This is a genomic window from Streptomyces sp. NPDC005195, assembly GCF_040608315.1.
GTDB lineage: Bacteria > Actinomycetota > Actinomycetes > Streptomycetales > Streptomycetaceae > Streptomyces > Streptomyces kaempferi.
Genome location: NZ_JBEXHZ010000007.1, coordinates 72317 through 90203 on the forward strand (window position 1 = coordinate 72317; position 17887 = coordinate 90203).

General features: G+C 68.3%; 17 protein-coding genes. 9 read left to right on the forward strand and 8 right to left on the reverse strand.

Going from position 1 to position 17887, the window contains the following annotated elements; translation table 11 throughout:
• The first annotated feature begins 16 nt into the window (after positions 1 to 16).
• On the forward strand, positions 17 to 1708 hold the full coding sequence (locus tag ABZV34_RS10865) for a GAF domain-containing protein (protein ID WP_356273421.1): 1692 nt from the start codon (positions 17 to 19) through the stop codon (positions 1706 to 1708).
• A gap of 220 nt (positions 1709 to 1928) precedes the next feature.
• Here ABZV34_RS10865 and ABZV34_RS10870 read toward each other — a convergent pair whose 3' ends face one another.
• Together ABZV34_RS10870 and ABZV34_RS10875 are read right to left on the reverse strand one after the other, a co-directional pair.
• Entirely contained in the window at positions 1929 to 2864 is a 936-nt protein-coding gene (locus ABZV34_RS10870) for an HAD hydrolase family protein (RefSeq protein WP_356273423.1), read from the reverse strand.
• Positions 2865 to 2948: 84 nt separating this feature from the next.
• Positions 2949 to 3842 (reverse strand): LLM class flavin-dependent oxidoreductase, encoded by an 894-nt coding sequence (locus tag ABZV34_RS10875; RefSeq protein ID WP_356273425.1) that lies wholly within the window; start codon positions 3840 to 3842, stop codon positions 2949 to 2951.
• A 272-nt stretch (positions 3843 to 4114) separates the two neighbouring features.
• Between ABZV34_RS10875 and ABZV34_RS10880 the strand changes: the two genes are divergently transcribed.
• The 8 genes from ABZV34_RS10880 (at position 4115) to ABZV34_RS10915 (ending at position 12325) form a co-directional block, all read left to right on the forward strand.
• On the forward strand, positions 4115 to 4426 hold the full coding sequence (locus tag ABZV34_RS10880) for a hypothetical protein (protein WP_356273427.1): 312 nt from the start codon (positions 4115 to 4117) through the stop codon (positions 4424 to 4426).
• Positions 4427 to 4544: 118 nt separating this feature from the next.
• Positions 4545 to 5150, forward strand: a complete 606-nt coding sequence (locus tag ABZV34_RS10885) for a restriction endonuclease subunit S (protein WP_356273429.1) — start codon at positions 4545 to 4547, stop codon at positions 5148 to 5150.
• Positions 5147 to 7150 (forward strand): N-6 DNA methylase, encoded by a 2004-nt coding sequence (locus ABZV34_RS10890; RefSeq protein ID WP_356273431.1) that lies wholly within the window; start codon positions 5147 to 5149, stop codon positions 7148 to 7150. Before ABZV34_RS10885 ends, ABZV34_RS10890 begins: the two co-directional genes overlap by 4 nt.
• A gap of 223 nt (positions 7151 to 7373) precedes the next feature.
• Positions 7374 to 7595 carry a hypothetical protein gene (locus tag ABZV34_RS10895; protein ID WP_356273433.1) on the forward strand — a complete coding sequence of 74 codons (222 nt, stop codon included), beginning with the start codon at positions 7374 to 7376 and terminating at the stop codon, positions 7593 to 7595.
• A 142-nt stretch (positions 7596 to 7737) separates the two neighbouring features.
• On the forward strand, positions 7738 to 8940 hold the full coding sequence (locus tag ABZV34_RS10900) for a hypothetical protein (RefSeq protein ID WP_356273435.1): 1203 nt from the start codon (positions 7738 to 7740) through the stop codon (positions 8938 to 8940).
• A gap of 91 nt (positions 8941 to 9031) precedes the next feature.
• Positions 9032 to 10201 (forward strand): DUF262 domain-containing protein, encoded by a 1170-nt coding sequence (locus tag ABZV34_RS10905; RefSeq protein ID WP_356273437.1) that lies wholly within the window; start codon positions 9032 to 9034, stop codon positions 10199 to 10201.
• Positions 10198 to 11319: a DUF3696 domain-containing protein gene (locus tag ABZV34_RS10910; RefSeq protein WP_356273439.1), complete on the forward strand. Its 1122-nt coding sequence runs from the start codon at positions 10198 to 10200 to the stop codon at positions 11317 to 11319. Before ABZV34_RS10905 ends, ABZV34_RS10910 begins: the two co-directional genes overlap by 4 nt.
• Entirely contained in the window at positions 11300 to 12325 is a 1026-nt protein-coding gene (locus ABZV34_RS10915) for a hypothetical protein (RefSeq protein WP_356273441.1), read from the forward strand. Before ABZV34_RS10910 ends, ABZV34_RS10915 begins: the two co-directional genes overlap by 20 nt.
• Positions 12326 to 12381: 56 nt before the next feature.
• Here the strand turns inward: ABZV34_RS10915 and ABZV34_RS10920 are convergent, their stop codons facing one another.
• From ABZV34_RS10920 to ABZV34_RS10945, 6 genes are all read right to left on the reverse strand, one after another.
• Positions 12382 to 12636, reverse strand: coding sequence for an LLM class flavin-dependent oxidoreductase (locus tag ABZV34_RS10920; protein ID WP_356273443.1), 255 nt, complete (start codon positions 12634 to 12636; stop codon positions 12382 to 12384).
• 66 nt (positions 12637 to 12702) lie between these two features.
• Positions 12703 to 13251: an RNA 2'-phosphotransferase gene (locus tag ABZV34_RS10925; protein ID WP_356273445.1), complete on the reverse strand. Its 549-nt coding sequence runs from the start codon at positions 13249 to 13251 to the stop codon at positions 12703 to 12705.
• Positions 13252 to 13396: 145 nt separating this feature from the next.
• Positions 13397 to 14341, reverse strand: a complete 945-nt coding sequence (locus ABZV34_RS10930; protein ID WP_356273447.1) for a MerR family transcriptional regulator — start codon at positions 14339 to 14341, stop codon at positions 13397 to 13399.
• 30 nt (positions 14342 to 14371) lie between these two features.
• On the reverse strand, positions 14372 to 15274 hold the full coding sequence (locus ABZV34_RS10935) for a metal-dependent hydrolase (protein ID WP_356273449.1): 903 nt from the start codon (positions 15272 to 15274) through the stop codon (positions 14372 to 14374).
• Positions 15271 to 17031: an SDR family oxidoreductase gene (locus tag ABZV34_RS10940; protein ID WP_356273451.1), complete on the reverse strand. Its 1761-nt coding sequence runs from the start codon at positions 17029 to 17031 to the stop codon at positions 15271 to 15273. Before ABZV34_RS10940 ends, ABZV34_RS10935 begins: the two co-directional genes overlap by 4 nt.
• A complete protein-coding gene (locus ABZV34_RS10945) occupies positions 17028 to 17870 on the reverse strand; it encodes a M24 family metallopeptidase (RefSeq protein ID WP_356273453.1) in 843 nt (280 codons plus the stop codon). The genes ABZV34_RS10940 and ABZV34_RS10945 overlap by 4 nt, the downstream gene beginning before the upstream one ends.
• Between the last annotated feature and the right edge of the window lie 17 nt (positions 17871 to 17887).

The following is a 17887-nucleotide window of genomic DNA, read 5'->3' on the forward strand; positions in this document are numbered from 1 at the left end:
TAACTACGCTCAAGGCATGTCAGTGGCTTCCGAGGGTTCCGCCTCACCCGACCCGGACGGTGGTCCGGACGTGCCGCGTCTCCTGGAAGCGATGCGGGCGGTCGGGGCGGAGCTGGAGCTGCACGCGACGCTGGACCGGATCTGCGAGACCGCGGCAGGGCTGACGGACGCGCGCTATGCGGCGATCGGGGTCGTGGAGGAGGGCGGCGAGGGGCTCGCGGACTTCGCCTACCACGGGATCGACGCGGAGACCGCCCAGCGGATCGGGCGGCTGCCCGACGGGCACCGAGGGCTGCTCGGGGCGCTCATCCACGATCCGGGGCCGGTACGGCTCACGCACCTGGGCGAGGACGGGCGCTCGTGCGGGTTCCCCGATCACCACCCGCCGATGCGCGGTTTCCTGGGGGTTCCCGTCCGCGTGCGGGGCGAGATCTTCGGGAACCTCTATCTGGCCGAGAAACGAGACGGCGGCCCGTTCGGCGACAGCGATCTCGACATGGTCCGTGTGCTGGCCGCGGAGGCGGGCATCGCGATCGGCAACGCCCGGTTGTACGAGGCGGCCCAGCAGCGCGAGCGCTGCATCGACGGCTCGGTGGCCGTCACCACGGCGCTGCTGGCGGGCGGCGACGCCGAGGACGCGCTCCAGGTCGTCGCCGAACAGGCGCGTCGGCTCTCCCGCGCGGCGGCCGGGATCGTGCTGCTGCCCGCCGACGAGGGCGGCCTGGAGATCACCGCGGTCGCGAAGGACCGCCCGTCCCAGGCGCTCGGTGTCGTCATCCCCCCGGAGAGCGAGCTGGTCGCCGAACTCCTCGGCGGCAAGGCCGTGTTCCTCGCCGACGCGGCCACCGATCCGCGCGTCCTCACCGATTTCGGCCGCGAGTACGGTCCGATGATGATGCTCCCCCTGCAGAGCGGGAGCCGCCTGCTGGGAGCCCTCGTCACTCCCCGGGAACGAGGCGCCCGCCCGTTCACCGAGGCCGAGCACACCCTGGCCGCGCAATTCGCCTCGCAGGCCGCGCTCGCACTGGTGATGGCCGAGACACAGCGCGACCGGGAGCGGCTCGCGGTCTACGAGGACCGCGATCGGATCGCCCGTGACCTGCACGACCTTGTCATCCAACGGCTTTTCGCGACCGGGATGATGCTGGAGAGCGCCCAGCGGTGCTCGGGCCTGCCCGAGGTACGGAAGGGCGTCGGCAAGGCGGTCGACGAGCTCGACGTCACCATCCAGGAGATCCGTACCGCCATCTTCGCGCTCCAACAGGGCCCCGCCGAGGTTCCGTCCGGACTGCGTACCCGTGTACTGCGCGAGATCAACATGGCCGCTGTGCCCCTCGGCTTCAAGCCCGTGCACCACTTCGCCGGTCCCGTCGACACGGCTGTCGGCGAGCTGACGTCCAAGAACCTCATCGCCGCTCTGCGGGAGGCCCTCTCCAACGCCTTCCGGCATTCCGGGTCCTCCCGCATCGATGTCGTCGTCGACGCGACCGTCACCCTGCGGAACGGGCGGTGCGGGGTGCGTCTGAGTGTCGCGGACGACGGTGTCGGCATCCCCGACAGTGGCCGGCGCAGCGGTCTGACGAATCTCAGGAGGCGGGCCGAGGCGCTGGGCGGCGAGAGCTGGTACGGGCCGGGACTCGGCGAGGAGGGCGGCGGTACGACGGTGGTGTGGCAGGCGCCGTACGATCCGCGGGCCGGCTCGCTGTAGAAGGACGCCGTTCGAGCGCGTCCTCCGGGGGCGGACGACGTGAACGATCTCCGTGGGGTTCGGCAGCGGCGGCGGGCGCTGGGCCCGCCGCCGTACCGGGCAGGACGTCGCGGTACCCGCGACCGGGCTCGGCCGTCGGTCCGGTGCGGTGGCCCGCCTGGTGCGGGATCGCGGTCCGGTAGAGCGTGATGCCTGCTCGAATCGTTTCTGCGTCTCTTGGTTACAGCCGGTCGGCGATGATCCGCTCGATGACGACCGCCACGCCGTCGTCGTTGTTGGCGACCGTACGGCCGGAGGCCGCGGCGATCACGTCGGGGTGGGCGTTGCCCATCGCGTACGACGTGCCCGCCCAGGTGAGCATCTCGACGTCGTTCGGCATGTCCCCGAAGGCGACGACCTCCTCCGGCGCGATACCGCGCTCGGCGCAGCACAGCGCGAGCGTGCTGGCCTTGGAGACGTCCGGGCCACTGATCTCCAGCAGCGCACTGGGGCTGGAGCGGGTGACGGTGGCCCGGTCGCCGACCGCGCGGCGCGCCACGGTGAGGAAGGCGTCGGGTTCGAGCTCGTGATGGAAGGCGAGGATCTTGAGCACCGGCTCACCGGCGCCGGGAGCGTCCGGTGCCAGCAGCTTCTCGGCGGGGCCGAGGGCGTCCGGAAGTTCCAGGTGCATCTTGGGGTACGCGGGCTCCTGGTAGAAGCCGTACGTCTGTTCCACGGCGAACACCGTGCCCGGCGCCGCCTCCCGTACCAGCCGCACGGCGTCGAGCGCGTTCTCCCGTGCGAGTTCCCGCACCTTGACGAACCGGTGGGCACCGGGGCCGCCGTGCAGGTCGACCACGGCGGCGCCGTTGCCGCAGATCGCCAGGCCGTGACCGTGCACGTGGTCGCTGACGACGTCCATCCAGCGCGCCGGGCGCCCGGTGACGAAGAAGACCTCGATGCCGGCCTCCTCGGCGGCGGCGAGGGCGGCGACCGTGCGCTCGGACACCGACTTGTCGTCGCGCAGCAGGGTGCCGTCGAGGTCGGTGGCGATCAGGCGGGGCGGCACGATGGGGGTACCTCCTTGTTCGAGCGCGGTCGAGACCGTGCGGGAGGCGCGGGGGGCTGGTGGCTCGGGCTGTCGGGTCGCTGGGGTCACCGCGCCATTCTGGCGCATATGCCCGCACGGTCGTGCGGGGGTCCGCACAGGTGAGTGATTACCGCGCTCACCAGTACCGTCACAGTCCGCAGCCGCGGTTTGTCAGCGCAACTGCGCCGGGGCCTCCATGGCGATGCGTTCGAAGACCTTGTGGTCGGCCGCGAAATCCGAGTCGGGGATCGGCCAGTGGATCACGATGTCGGTGAAGCCCAGCTCGGCGTGGCGGCCCGCGAAGTCGACGAACGCGTCGAGGGACTCCAGCGGCCGGCCACGGTCGGGGGTGAAGCCGGTGAGCAGGACCTTGTCGAGCTCTGCCGCGTCACGGCCGATCGCGTCGCAGGCGTCCGCCAGCTTGCCGACCTGTCCGCGAATGGCTTGAACCGACTGTTCGGAGGTCCCCGTTTCGTACAGTTTCGGGTCTCCGGTCGTCACCCAGGCCTGTCCGTACCGGGCGGCGAGCCGCAGCCCGCGCGGGCCGGTGGCGGCCACCGCGAAGGGCAGCCGGGGGCGCTGGACGCAGCCAGGGATGTTGCGGGCCTCGTGCGCGGAGTAGAAGGTGCCGTCGGACGTGACGGAGTCCTCGGTGAGGAGGCGGTCGAGCAGCGGTACGAACTCGGCGAGACGGTCGGCGCGCTCGCGCGGGGTCCAGGGCTCCTGGCCGAGCGCGGTGGCGTCGAAGCCGGTGCCGCCCGCGCCGATGCCCAGGGTGACCCGTCCGTTCGAGATGTCGTCGAGGGAGATCAGTTCCTTGGCGAGGGTGACCGGGTGCCGGAAGTTCGGCGAGGTCACGAGTGTGCCCAGCCGCATACTCTGCGTAGCCGTCGCTGCTGCGGTCAATGTGGGCACAGCCCCGAACCACGGCCCGTCCCGGAAGGTGCGCCAGGAGAGGTGGTCGTAGGTGTAAGAGGCGTGAAAGCCGAGGTCTTCGGCGCGCTGCCAGATTTTCTGTCCCTCGCTCCACCTGTGGATGGGAAGGATCACGGTGCTCAGTCGCATGCATACGACCCTATGCGCCGGTGACTGCCAGTATCGGACAACCTTGGCCGGGATTGCCTTCAGCCCTCGCGGTATCGCGAAGGCGCGGGCACCCTTCTGCTCTCAGATCCGCGCTGCCACACAGGCCCGGATTGTGGGGAGTGCGCATCAACTCTTCTGCCTCTTCCGGGCAGTTGAAGCGAACGATGCTTTGCGAAGCTAGCTTCGATGTGTACTGTCTTCAGTGTCATCAAGGATCGGGAGCGGCCCGGACCTGGTGTGTGGTGCCGTACGTGAAGCGCCGCACCACCCTGCATGGTTTGGACGCCCGGCAGGGTGGCGCGGCTCACCATCCCCGCACAGAGTGCGAAGACAGAAAGGACATCCTCGTGAGGATTGCCGAAACCCATCATGCATGGTCCCTTCCGCCTCGGGCCATCAAGGCCGGGGTGCCGCTTGTGCTGATCATCGTCTTGGCCGTGGTCGGCGCTCTTGCCCTGGGGCACGGTGCGGCGGCGCTGACCGTGGGCGTTATGGCCCTGCTGGCCGCTGCCATGGAGGAACTGGTGCGCGGTGCCATGCGGTACTGGACGCGGGTCGCCTGACCGGGGGCGGTGGGGTGTTGGCGTGGGTACGCACCAACACCCCACCGCCCAGCGAGGAAAGAAAGATCCGCAGTATGGGGAAGAGGACGAAGGAACCGTGAAAGGAGACGACGTTTCCATGAGCTGGGACCATGAGATCCCGCTCGGGAACCTCTGTGAGGTGAAGGCCGGCCCGTCCGGGTCCTTGCTGGACAACCTCCATGATGGCCCCGACGGGGTGCCGGTGATCTCGCCGCCAGATATCACTGACGACCACCGAGTGGACACACGGAGGCTACGGCGGGTCCCGTGGGAAGAGGGGAAACGCCTCTCCCGGTTCTCGCTGCGGGAGGGTGACATCCTCGTCGTGCGGCAGGGGACGCTCGGCCGTCTGGCACTGGTCGAGGCGAAACATGACACCTGGTTCTATGGCTCGTCCTGTCTGCGCATCAGGCCCCGGCGGGAGCGCGTCCTGCCCGAGTACCTCGTGTCATATCTGTCGTATCCGCCTGTGCAACGGTTCATGCTGGGCCAGTCCATCCCGGGTACGGTGCCCTCGCTCAACTCGGCGATGCTGAACGAGTTGCCGGTCAACGTGCCGTCCCTGGACCGGCAGCACGCTGTCGTCGAAGCCCTGGCGGATGTCGACGCCCGGATCAGGATCCAGCGACAGATGGCTGATCGCCTGGAGGCACTGAGGCCGGCCATCTTCGGAGAGTTGGTCAAGGGAGTGAGGCGCACGTGAGTCTGTTTACCCTCGGCCAACTCGAACGGGCTCTGTTCGACGCCGGCGACATCCTGCGCGGAAGGATGGACGCATCGCAGTACCGTGAGGTCATCTCCGCGATGCTCCTTCTCAAGCGGGTCTCGGATCAGCCCGGCATCCTTCGGGTGCCTGACCGTGCGCGTTGGTCCCAGATCGTCGACTACGAGGGCAAGGCGCCGGGGCGCGTACTCAACGAGGCTCTGTGGGCACTTGAGCAGAGCAACTCCGAAGTCCTGAGGGGCGTTTTCGAGGCTGTCGACTTCGATGTAAGACTGAGTCGCACCGAGTTGAAGGCGCTGGTCGATCACTTCGACCGAATTCCGTTGAGCGACGACGACCTGGAATTCGGCGATGTGGTCGGCCGCGCCTACGACCACCTCCTCGGTGCGTTCGCTGACAGTGGCGGGAAAAGGGGCGGGGAGTTCTTCACGCCCCGTTCTGTGGTCCGCCTGATGGTGCGCCTGGTCCGGCCGCGGGAGGGACAGTCGGTCTACGATCCGTTCGCCGGTTCAGGAGGCATGCTCGTCCAGGCCGCGCAGTACGTCGACGAGCATGGCGGGGAGGACACAGACCTCGCCCTCTTCGGGCAGGAGATGAACGCCGCGACGTGCTCCACGGCCCGGTTGAACCTTCTACTGCACGGCCTTATGGACAGTTCGGTGCTCTGTGGGGACACCCTGGCTGATCCACTCCACTCACTAGAGGACGGGCACCTCAGGCGTTTCGATCGTGTGCTGACCAATCCTCCCTTCTCGATGAACTACTCCGAGAAGGAGATGAGGCATGCGGAGCGGATGAAGTACGGCTGGACACCCGGGCAGGGTAAGAAGGCCGATCTGATGAACGTCCAGCACGTGCTGGCCACACTCCTTCCGGACGGGATCGGAGCGGTTGTCACCCCGCACGGTGTGCTGTTCCGGGGTGGGGCGGAGGAGCAGATCCGCCGTGGAATCGTCGAGGACGGCCGGCTCGAAGCGGTGATCGGTATCGGACCGAACGTCTTCTACGGCACAGCCATTCCCGCCTGCATCCTGGTGCTGCGGGGCACTGACGGAACGCTGGCAGATCAGCGCGGTCGAATTCTGTTCGTCAACGCCGAGCGCGAAGTGGTCACGGGACGGTCGCAGAACCGCCTGGAGCCGCAGAACGTGGAAAAGATCGTGGACGCCTTCCACGAGTGGGCGGACATTCCTGGCTTCTCGCGAGTGGTCTCTCTGGATGAGATCGAGGCCAACGACTTCAACCTCAACATCCGACGTTATGTCGACGCGGGTCCGCCTGCCGAGCCATCGCTGGACGTCCGCGCCGCGCTGTTCGGCGGGGTGCCGAGAAACGAGGTCGTCGCGGAGATGAGGAGGTTCCAGGTCTTCGGTATCGGCCTCGCAGACCTGTTCACGACGAAAGGCTCCGGTTACCTCGATTTTCCGGGCAGCGGTTGCGAGGCGATCGCGGCGCGTATCCCGGACCTGGCCGCTGCCCGAGAGCGGGACTTCGTCGACCACTGCCGATCTTGGTGGCAGACAACTGAATCACGTATTGCCGAACTCGCGGGCACCGGAGGGCTGTCGACGTTGGGTTCCCGGCTCATGGCCTCTTTCCGTGATGAGCTCCTGCCGGCCGGGATCTTGGACAGGCACCAGTTGACCGGTACCTTCGCGGCATGGTGGGCTCTTCGGCATGACGACCTCAGAAGCCTGGACCTCCGGGGCTTTTCTGGGGTGATCGACCGGTGGGCGGCAGCCGACGGCCGACCTTCGTATCTCCCTGACAGCCTGGCACGTGAGCGAGTGCTTGATGTCCTTGGCAACGACCTTTGCTCTCGCGTGGAGAGGCTCACTGCCGCGGAGCGACAGGGAATAGTTGACGTCTACCGCTCATGGGGTGACCGGTACGAGACTTCATTCACGGACTTGGAGAGGCAGAGCAAGGAGGCTGCGGTCCGGCTCAGAGTCCGTTTGGAGGATCTCGGTTACACATGACCCGCCCGTTCTAGCTGGTCCGCTCGCACCCGGCGCCGCCGTCCAGGGGCGGAACCGCTGTCCCCGTCACCCCCTGGTGGGCTGCTGGATCGAGGTGCGCGCCGCGACCGGATGGATGTCGGCCGGTGCCGCGGGCCACCATCCGTCCTCGTCATCCCGGAGGTGGGATACCGACAGAGTTATGGCCGCCAGGCGTCAGCCCGAGGGTCGCTAGTGTTGCCCCATGGGTGTGTTGGACACGGCCGAGCTTGAGGCCGTGATCGAAGAGGCGACTCTCGGCGCCTACAACGAGGACGAGCAGCTCACCGGTCTGTTCACCATGCTTGAGGAACACCTCGATCTGCCTTTCACCACCGCAGTTTTCGGCGTTGAAGTGACCGTGGACGGCATCGATCTCACGCTGGACGGGCGGATCGTCGTCCTGTGCTCTCGTGGCGGTATGTGACAGTCGCTCGGAATCCTGGAGCTGCCGTTGCCCGGCCCGGTGCCCGAGGGCGCGGAGTGGATCGAGGCGTACCGTCACTGGGCCGGTTGAGGTCGGGCACCTCACACCCCACGTGGGACCGGTTTGTCTGGGAGGGCTGAACGTGGCTGATGTCGTTCAGGGCACGCAGCATGGCAGTGGCGAGCCGTCGCTCACCGATCTCATCGAGCACAGTGCCGAGTTGAAAGGGCAGCTGGTCACCTTCGGGCAGAGTGCCCGCTTCGACCAGTGGTTGACGCCCCTCCTGCTCGAGGCCGCAGGGCCTGAACGGCAGTTGGACGAGGGCGAAATGATCCGGATCATCGACCACTTCATCTTGCGGTACCGCCTGCCGGACGGCTCGACCGTGGTGGACCGGTTCGTGGCGGGACGAAAGCACTTGACTGCGAGCGACCGGGAGATGCTGCTCGGCTGGCGTGATCCGGTCGAGGGCATCTTCGAGGTCCGGCGCAAGGAGAAGGATGCCGTCGTCCTCCTGAACCTGGTCGACGACCTGGAGTACCGCACGTACTCCAATGCGGGGTGGGCGGCGTTCCGTGGAGTGTCCAGGGGGAGCTTCCTGCTCACCTGCCTGGTACCCGCTCACTCGACCGGCGGGGCGTGGCTGGTGTCCGGAACGATGTCGAGTTACCCCAGGTCTAGCTCCACTGAGATCGCCCAGGCCGCTCTCCAGCTGGTCACCAGCCGGCCCGAACTGGTCTTCCGTAACCCCGTGAAGATCGAGCAGGGCTGGCAGCAGATGCGGCAGGACCGGGCCGCGTTCGTCGAGTTCTGCGGCAGCGACGAACTGGTCCTTCCGCCTGCCGAAGCCGACGACCTCCTCAACGCCTACTACCGCCACCGTCAGGAGGCCGCCGCCCGACAGCCCGACCGTGCCCGAGGCAGGCGGCTACCCGGCCTGGAACTGCCCTTCTTCGAGCTGCCGCAAGAACTGGCGGACTCGGACAGCATCGGTGTCATCTACGACGAGGTCGACGGGCTCAACTTCTACGCGGACTACGGAATGCTGCGGGAGCTCTTCGCGAACCCAGCCCTCGAGGGCCGCAGACAGCACCAGGACCTGTTGCGCACGTACCTGCGCGAGGAGTCGATCGCGCCACTCCCGATCCGCCGACTGACCGCCGCGTACCCGGAGACAGCCGACGTGGTCTTTCGGAAGTTGCTGCGGAAGCCAGCATTCACCTGGACTGAGCACGGCGAGGCGCTGCTGCGCCGACGCAAGCCGTGGTTTTACGCGAACGAGCCCCGCCCCGGTGTTTCCGTGATCGGCGACCACCTCAGCGCGTTCCTCACCGGCCGTCGGTAGTCACCCTTCAGGGCCACGTCCCACCCGGGGAAAGCGCAGGAGATCGGCAGACGCCCTCCTGCCTGGGCAACCGGCCCCTAGGATTGCCCGCATGGCTATGGACGGCACGCAGACGACTCCGGACGTGGTGGAGGACGTGTTCGACGGACGCGCCACGGGCATCGAGGTCGAGGACCCCGGCGACGACGCGACCCGCATCCAGCGACCGTGGAACCCGGACCAGATCCGGGTGAACACCAGCCAGTTCTCCCTGCGCAACATTCTCGACCAGATCGATGAGGGCTCCATCGAGCTTGCTCCGGATTTCCAGCGGTTGCAGGTCTGGCGGACCGACCAGAAGTCCCTCCTGGTCGAGTCGCTGCTGCTGCAGATTCCCCTGCCCGCGTTCTACTTCGCGGAGGACGTGGACGGATCGTTCCGCGTGGTCGACGGCCTACAACGGCTGTCCACGCTCCACGCATTCGTCCGGGGTGGAGAGCAGGGCTTCGCCCTCGGAAAGCTGGAACACCTGAACGATCTGAAGGACCTGCGTTTCAGTGATCTCCCTGTGCCGTCCCAGCGGCGGATCAACAACACCCAGCTGATCGTCAACGTGATCGACCCGACGACACCGCGCGGAGTGACGTACGAGATCTTCAAGCGGATCAACACCGGAGGAACCCCGCTCAACGCCCAGGAGATCCGGCACTGCATGAGCAGCCCGCGCAGCCGGGACATCCTGCACCGGATGACTCACACGGACGCCTTCGGCAGGTCCACTGGGGGTCGTCTCACGGACCACATCCGGATGAACGACCGGGAGATGGCCCTGCGGTTCGCCGCGTTCTGGCTGAAGGGGATTGAGGCGTACCAGGAGCGGCCCATCATGGAGCAGTTCCTGATGGACGCCACCGAGATGCTGGACGATCCGAAGCAGGTACCGGACGAGCAGGTGGCGGCGCTGGAGGCCGCCTTCGAGCGGGCGATGACTCACGCCTACCTTGTCTTCGGCGAGCACGCTTTTCGTAAGTGGCCGGAGGGCGACGAATACCGCCGTCCGATCAACCGCGCCATGTTCGAGAGCTGGTCCATGGCTCTGGCGGACCCCGGCCACAAGACCGCCGACCTGCGTAGGCGTCGCACGGCAATTGTGAAGGCGGCCCGTGAACGGATGACTGTCGACGTCTCCTACCTCAACGCCATCACCTCCTCCACCGCCGACCGGTTCCGGGTGGACTACCGCTTCAAGGCCGCCGTGGCGGACGCGGGAGCCGGTCTGTGATCACTTCCCTGGAGATTCGGGGCTTCAAGCGGTTCGAGTCGGAGTCATTCGGCTTGCGCCCTTTCACGATCCTGACCGGAGTCAACGGCGGCGGCAAGAGCACCGTGATCCAGTCCCTGCTACTGGCGAGGCTGGCAGGCACCTCGGGCGCAACCGCAGGAGGCACGGTCCGGTTGAACGGCCCGCTCGGGCTGGCCCTCGGCGAGGCCCGGGACGTGCTGAACTGGACCACCGACGCGCGGGAGATCACCGTACGGCTGGGCGGCCCGGACGGCGAGTCATGGGTGTACGGCTTCGGGCTGCCCGACGCCGAGCAGGCGCTACACCTCGATGTGCGGCGGCTACCGGTGGCGCACGTGCCCGGTATCGGACCTGCCGTCGCCGACCCCGCTTTCACCTACCTGTGCGCCGAACGTCTGGGCCCCCGCGATACGTTGTCGGTGTCCGCCGAGGAACCCGATCGAATCGGAGTCGGAGTGCGCGGTGAGTTCACCGCGCAGGTTTTGGCGCTGCGTGAGTCACGTGCGGTAAGCACTCGAAGGGCTGTCCGAGATGCGTTGCACCACCCAGAGGCCGCCGGACCGCAACTGAGGGTCCAGGCCGAGGCATGGGCCTCGGAGATCATTCGTCCGCTGCGGATCACCGCACGGATGGCTGTGGGAATCATGGCCACGACGATCCGGTTCGGCGATACCGGCCTGAGCGGCGAGGAGATCCGCCCGACCAACACCGGTTTCGGCATCTCCTACGCTTTGCCGGTCATCGTTGCGGGACTGCTCACCGAGCCGGGCGACCTGCTGATCGTGGAGAACCCCGAGGCGCATCTGCACCCAGCGGGACAGTCCCGGTTGGGCCGGTTTCTCGCACGGGTGGCGGGTAGCGGTGTCCAGGTCGTGGTGGAGACGCACAGCGACCACGTCCTCAACGGAGCCCGGCTCTCCGTCGCCCAGGATTGCTCTCTCCCGGCGGCGGACATGATCACCCACTACTTCGATCACGACCGAGCCTTGCCCATTGACATCAACGACAAGGGTGAGCTCAGCCAGTGGCCCAGCGGTTTCTTCGACCAGATCGAGACCGACCTCGGGAGGCTGGCCCGTGCCCAACGCGGAAGGTAGGAACGGACAGGAGTTATCCGGTGCATCCGTGGCCTTTGATGCCGACGACTACCGTGTCGTAGTCGCCGAGGAATGCTTCGATTGGCGGGAGCTCACGGACTCCAGCTTGCGGGACGCCCTCGACACCCTGGCGAAGATGCTTCAGCCGCTTGCCGATGGGCGTAGAGCGGCGATCATGGAGCCCGCGTATGACGTCGAGTGCCGGCCCTCGGTGCCATTGATCGATGCCCTGTACTCCCCGGACGGCGGGTTGCCCCGTGACCAGCGGGCTCTTCTGCAGCAACTGGTGAGTAAGTGCCGGTGTGTAAAACCGGACGAGGCGGATCTGCCCCAGCCGGTCCGGGTAGCCGACGGCCCCTGGCAAGAGCCGTCCTGGGGCATAGCCCACGCTCTGGCACGGGCGGCGGCGGGCCGTGCCATGTCCTGTCTCCTGGTGCCGTATGCCACAGAACCTGACTGGCCGTCCGGATGGCTCACCGTTACGCGGACGACGGAGGTCGGCCAGGACGGGGTGAAGATGCATGTCCTACGGCGCCCCGACGACATACCGGTCTTCTGGCGCGGTCTCCTCACCCACGAGAACGTTCCAGCCGAGCGCTTCTTCACCTTCACAGCGGATGCCTTCCCGCAGCTGCTCTTTGCTGACTCTCTGCGCCTGCACCACTTCAAGGGTGCCTACGCCGAAGTCCTGCCCTGGCTTGTGAAGCTACTGGGCGCACTCGACGACCACTTCACCCGGACACTGGCCCAATGCAGCGGCGACCAGACACAGGTTGTCCGGAGGTTCGGTGCGCTTGGTCTGGACATCTCACCCGAGAGCCCTAACACGAAGAAGAACGCGAAGGCGTGGGAACAGCGCAACGTCGGCTACGGCGACGGCACCTACCGGTGCGAGTGGCACGGCAAGCGACTCTGGGACCGCGACAGGGTCCACTTCTCCCTGCCGATCGCCACGTACGACGACCGGATTCTCATCGGGATCTTCGTGGGGCACCTGGCGACCTGAACCAACGGGACCGTATGGCGTGAACGTCGACGCTCCCTTACATACGGAAGGCCAGATCAGCCGGTGATGGGTGAACGAGACTTGACCGAGGTCACGAGTGTGCCCAGCCGGAGGCGGTCGGTGGCGGCCGCCGCGGCGGTGAGTGTGGGCAAGGCTCCGAACCAGGGGCCGTCGCGGAACGTCCGCCAGGAGAGGTGGTCGTAGGTGAACGCCGTGTGGAAGCCGAGCTGCTCCGCACGCTGCCAGGTGGAACGCCCGCCCTCGTGCCAGCGGAGGTACGGCAGGATCACGGTGCTCAGACGCAGACTCATGCGTCGAGCGTAAGCCGAGCCGCGGGATGGTCGCGGCCATCGCGTGATCACCGCGGCCGCCCCCGGTCAGTGCGGGCCGGGGTATCGCAGATACGCCGGGGGTACGGCCTCGGTGAGCCACACTCCGTTCGCGCTGACCCGGAAGACGTGGCCGTCGCGGTGCATGGCGCCGGCGTCCACGCCGAGCACGACCGGTCGCCCGCGGCGGGCGCCGACCCGGGTGGCGGTCTCCCGGTCCGGCGACAGGTGGACGTCGTGGCGGTTCATGGGCCGCAGGCCCTCGGTGCGGATCGCGTCCAGGTTGTGCGCCACGGTCCCGTGGTAGAGGTGCGACGGCGGGGTCGCGGCGGGCAGCCCCAGGTCGACCTCGACGGAGTGGCCCTGGCTGGCGCGGATGCGGGTGCCCTCCACGGCGAAGCGCCGTTTGTCGTTCGTGGCCACCACGTGGTCGAGCTCCGCGCGTGTGAACCGGAATCCGTGCGACGCGGCCGCCGTGATCAGGGTGTCGATCTCGACCCAGCCTCCCTCGCCGAGCGTGAGCCCGATGCGCTCGGGCTGATGCCGCAGATGCTTCGAGAGGTACTTCGACACCTTCACGGTGCGTCTTTCATCCATTCCTACCGTCATCTCTTCATTCATCCGACCAGGGTGCCTGCGAGACGCTGATCACGCATTTGATTTTGGTTCGGAGGTTTGATCCACAGCCAAGTGTGGTTATCCACAGGGGAATTGACGAATCTGTGGACAACTGGACGTCGATCTAAGGAGTTTTGTCAATAATGCGGCTTGCGGCATGCTTTGTGGTGAGGTGGTCCAAAGTCCTTGCCCGAAGCTCGCGTTCGACCGCCGCCGTGACGAAAGCCGCGACCTGTTCCCCGCCAACCAGGCTCTCCACAGCCCGTGTTGTGGCGGACGGCAGCTGCACTGAGCACGTCTCCTCGGGCTGCTGCCGGGGCCGCTCCGGACCCAAGTGCGCACGCAGTTGCCGGGTGGCGAACAGGCGCATGGCCCGCGCCAGTTCGGCGTCCACGGTCTGCTGCGCGAGCGGCCGCAGCCGTCGTACGAGCGAGGCCGCCTCGGCCGCTTCGGCATCGGTCGGCGGATGCTCACCGAGATAGCGCGCGAAGACGTGCTCGGTCGTGAACTCCAGGAAGCGCGAGGCGATGTGCTCGACCTTGACCCTCAACTCCCGCAGATGACCGGAGATCGCGGACAGTGGGACTCCCGCCGCGTACAACTCGACCGCCACGGACAGTTCTTGGGGGCTCGGGACGAGGAACGAGTCCTCGCTGCCGGGCACCCGCTCCAGAACACCCAGCTCCACGGCGTCCGCCACCGCCGCGTCGTCGGGCCTCCCCCCGAAGCGCTCGTCCAGCTCGGCCCGGGAGATCCGCACCGCCCGCTCGTCGGTCCACGGTCCGTCGACCTCCGCGACCAGTCCGAGGATCCCGCCCAGACCCCGGCCGGTGTCCCACGCCTCCAGGAGCTCCTTGATGGACGCCAGGGTGTAGCCGCGGTCCAGGAGGTCGGCGATCTGCCGCAGCCGGGCCAGATGCGCGTCCGCGTACACGTTGGCGCGGCCCCGACGCTCGGGGCGGGGGAGCAGCCCGCGGTCCTGGTAGGCGCGGATCGTCCGGACCGTGGCGCCGCTGTGGTGCGCCAGGTCCTCGATGCGGTACACGGCACCGACCGGTTCGTCGCTCACCGCTCCCTGCCTTCCCGGCCTTCCCGGCCGTTACGAGACGGCCGCGCGCCCGATCGCCCCCGCCGCCGCCCGTGCCGCGGGCGATCGCGCCAGATACTCGACGGCAGCGCGCAGCGAGCCCTCCCGCGAGGGATGGTACGACCGCCGCAGATAGCGCGGTACGGCCGCGCCGAGCTCCTTCCAGGTGGGCAACAGGCCCTTGCGCACCGCCCTGTTGTGGGCCGCGAGCGAGTACCGCGTGTGCCCGGCGAGCCGGGGGTCGTGACGCACGAGATATGCCGCGCCCCATGCCCAGAGGTAGAGCATCATCGGCGCCGTGACCGCCATGCCCGCGACCCGGCGCGCATACCGGGGCAGGCCCTCGCCGCCGCAGTGCTGGTACATGTCGAAGGCGACCGCGCGGTGCTCGACCTCCTCCGCGCCGTGCCAGCGCAGCAGGTCGAGCATGACCTCGTCGGACCCGGCACGGTCCAGGCCCTCGGCGGTGAGCACCCAGTCACCGAGCACCGCCGTGAACTGTTCGATCGCGGCGACCACCGACAGCCGGAAGCGCAGCCACTCCCGGTCGGGCAGCGGTACGCCGAGGGGAGGGCGCTCACCGAGCACCTTCTCGAAGAGGAAGTCGACGTGCCGGGTGAAGTCCCCCGTGTCGAGGTGCTGGGCCGCCAGGTGGTCGAGGACGTACGCGTGCTGCACGCTGTGCGTAGCCTCCTGCCCCATGAACCCCTTCACGTCCCGCAGGAGTTCGGGATCCCCGATCAGCGGCAGCCCCTCCTTGAGCACCTTCACGAACCACCGCTCCCCGGCCGGCAGCAGCAGGTGCAGCACGTTGATGACGTGGGTGGCGGTCGGCTCGTCCGGTATCCAGTGCAGCGGGGTCCGCGCCCAGTCGAAGGAGACCCGGCGCGGGGTGATCGGGTGCTGCTCGCTCACAGCGGCGGCTCCATTCGCGCGACCGCGCGCAGCGCCCTCGGCGTGAACCGCGCCATCAGGCGGGCGCCGCGCGCCTCCGGGGTGACGGGAACGACCGCCTGGTTGCGGACCACCGCCCGCAGGATCGCGTCGGCCACCTTCTCCGGCGGGTAGTTGCGCAGTCCGTAGAGCCGCGCCGCCCTCTTCTGCCGGCGTTTCTCCTCCGTGGCGTCGACCCCGGCGAAGTGAGCGGTCGAGGTGATGTTCGTGTTGACGAAGCCGGGGCAGATCGCGGAGACCCCGATGCCCTGCCCGGCCAGCTCCGCGCGCAGGCACTCGCTGAGCATCAGGACGGCCGCCTTGGAGGTGCTGTAGGCGGGCAGTGCCTTCGAGGGCTGGTACGCCGCCGCCGACGCGGTGTTGACGATGTGACCGCCCTGGCCGCGCTCGGCCATCTGCTTCCCGAAGAGCCGGCAGCCGTGGATGACGCCCCACAGGTTGGCGTCGAGGACCTTCTTCCAGTCCTCCGGGGTCGTGTCGAAGAAGGACCCCGACAGTCCGATCCCCGCGTTGTTCACCAGTACGTCCACCACGCCGTACTCCGCGGCGACCTTTTCGGCGAGCTTCTCCATCGCCTGCTCGTCCGAGACGTCGACCGTCTCGGCCCAGGCGTCCGGGGAGCCGATCAGCCGGGACATCTCGGCCGTGCGCGCGGCGCTTTCGGCATCCCGGTCGACGGCCACCACGCGTGCGCCGGCCTCGGCGAACGCGAACGCGGTGGCCCGGCCGATGCCGCTGCCCGCACCGGTGACCAGCACCAGCTGCCCGCCGAAGCGTTCCGCGTACCTGCCGGTGGCCACGGTGTCCCGGACGGGCACCCCGTCCTCGTTGGTGTGCACGAACTCCGTGATCCAGGCGGCCACCTGATCGGGCCGGGTGCGCGGAATCCAGTGTTTGGCCGGGAGCGTGCGGCGCACCAGCTCCGGGGCCCACCGCTCCAGCTCGTCGTAGAGCCGCTCGGAGAGGAACGCGTCCCCCAGCGGCGTGATGAGCTGCACCGGCACATGCGCGTAGGCGTCCGGGCGCGGCCGGCCCAGCCGGGCCCGGACGTTGTCGCGGTACAGCCAGGCGCCGTGCGCCGCGTCCGTCGGCAGCGACGGGGTCGGGTAGTCGCCCGGGGGCACCCGCTCGATCCGCCGCAGGATCTCCGGCCACCGCCTGCCGAGGGGGCCGCGCCAGGCGAGCTCGGGCAGCGCGGGGGTGTGCAGCAGGTACACGTACCAGGACTTCGCGCCCTGGCCGAGGAGCTGGCCCACCCCGCGCGGAGTGGGGCGCCTGACCCGCCGCTTGATCCAGTGACCGAAATGGTCAAGGGACGGCCCCGACATCGAGGTGAAGGAGGCGATCCGGCCCTCTGTGCGCGCGACCGTGACGAACTCCCAGGACTGCACCGAACCCCAGTCGTGCCCCACCAGGTGCACCGGCCGGTCCGGGCTGACCGCGTCCACGACCGCCAGGAAGTCGTCCGTCAGCTTCTCCAGGGTGAACCCGCCCCGCAGCGGCCGCGGGGCCGTCGACGCGCCGTGTCCGCGGACGTCGTACAGCACGACGTGAAAGCGGGCGGCGAGGCGCGACGCGACCTCGGACCACACCTCCTTGGAGTCCGGATAGCCGTGCACGAGCACCACCGTGGGCTGTGCCGGGTCGCCCAGCTCGGCGACGCACAGCTCGATTCCGCCCGTCCGCACCCGGCGCTCGCGCGCTCCGTCGAGACTCACTTCTCCTCCGCCCAGCGCCGCACGTGCGGCAGATCGTCGTCCAGCCAGAAGGCGCTCTGTTCCGGATCCCTGGAGTCGGTGACGACCAGGATCTCCTCGAACTTCGCACCCGTACCCCGGAATCCGAGATGCGGTTCGACCGCCCACAGCCCCGGCCGTGGCGGATGGTCGGAGAACCGGTACGGCGACCACAGCGGCGACCAGCCGTCGCGGTGTCCGTGGAGCGCGTCGGCCGCGAGCCCCTTCAGGGACTGCGTGCCGAATCCGAACAGCCGGGGCGACCAAGAGCGCTCCTTCACCCGGCCGACCTTGTGCGCGATCACCCCGAACGGGTACGCGCGGTGCCGGTTCGCGTATCCCTGGCGGACCATGAGCCGGTCCACGTCCTGGTAGATCTCGCGCAGCGGTCTGCGCTCGCGGACCTCGCGCAGGATCAGCTCGCGGTGCGCCTCCAGGTCGGCGAGCAGCCTGTCCTGCACGGGGTTGAGACCCAGCGAGCCGGAGTATCCGATGTCCGCCGTGAAACCCCCGTGGACCGGGGCCAGATCGAGGATGAACGGCATCCCCGGCTCCAGACGCCGGCCGGTGGGGAAGAACTGCAGCGGGACGCGGAAGCCCACGAACGCCGTGCGGTCCCCGAACCAGGCGAAGGGCAGATGGAACCAGTCACGCACTCCGCGCTCGCGCAGCCAGTCGCGCTGCATGCGCGCCGCCTCGCGCTCGGTCACGCCCGGCCTCAGCTGCGCGGCGACCGCTTCCGCGCAGTCGTAAGCGAGACGCTGGACCTTCCGGAACCCCCGCAGTTCCGCCGAGAGTCCGCCCGCCACTGCCGTCGTCATGCCACCGTCCCACCTTG

What these genes read in the sequence shown, in the direction of transcription:
- ABZV34_RS10885 (WP_356273429.1), top strand. Translation starts at nt 4,545, where the DNA reads ATGAGCTGGGACCATGAGATCCCGCTCGGGAACCTCTGTGAGGTGAAG.
- ABZV34_RS10895 (WP_356273433.1), top strand. Translation starts at nt 7,374, where the DNA reads ATGGGTGTGTTGGACACGGCCGAGCTTGAGGCCGTGATCGAAGAGGCG.
- ABZV34_RS10920 (WP_356273443.1), bottom strand. Translation starts at nt 12,636, where the DNA reads ATGAGTCTGCGTCTGAGCACCGTGATCCTGCCGTACCTCCGCTGGCAC.
- ABZV34_RS10945 (WP_356273453.1), bottom strand. Translation starts at nt 17,870, where the DNA reads ATGACGACGGCAGTGGCGGGCGGACTCTCGGCGGAACTGCGGGGGTTC.
- ABZV34_RS10905 (WP_356273437.1), top strand. Translation starts at nt 9,032, where the DNA reads ATGGCTATGGACGGCACGCAGACGACTCCGGACGTGGTGGAGGACGTG.
- ABZV34_RS10865 (WP_356273421.1), top strand. Translation starts at nt 17, where the DNA reads ATGTCAGTGGCTTCCGAGGGTTCCGCCTCACCCGACCCGGACGGTGGT.
- ABZV34_RS10870 (WP_356273423.1), bottom strand. Translation starts at nt 2,864, where the DNA reads ATGCGCCAGAATGGCGCGGTGACCCCAGCGACCCGACAGCCCGAGCCA.
- ABZV34_RS10925 (WP_356273445.1), bottom strand. Translation starts at nt 13,251, where the DNA reads ATGGATGAAAGACGCACCGTGAAGGTGTCGAAGTACCTCTCGAAGCAT.
- ABZV34_RS10875 (WP_356273425.1), bottom strand. Translation starts at nt 3,842, where the DNA reads ATGCGACTGAGCACCGTGATCCTTCCCATCCACAGGTGGAGCGAGGGA.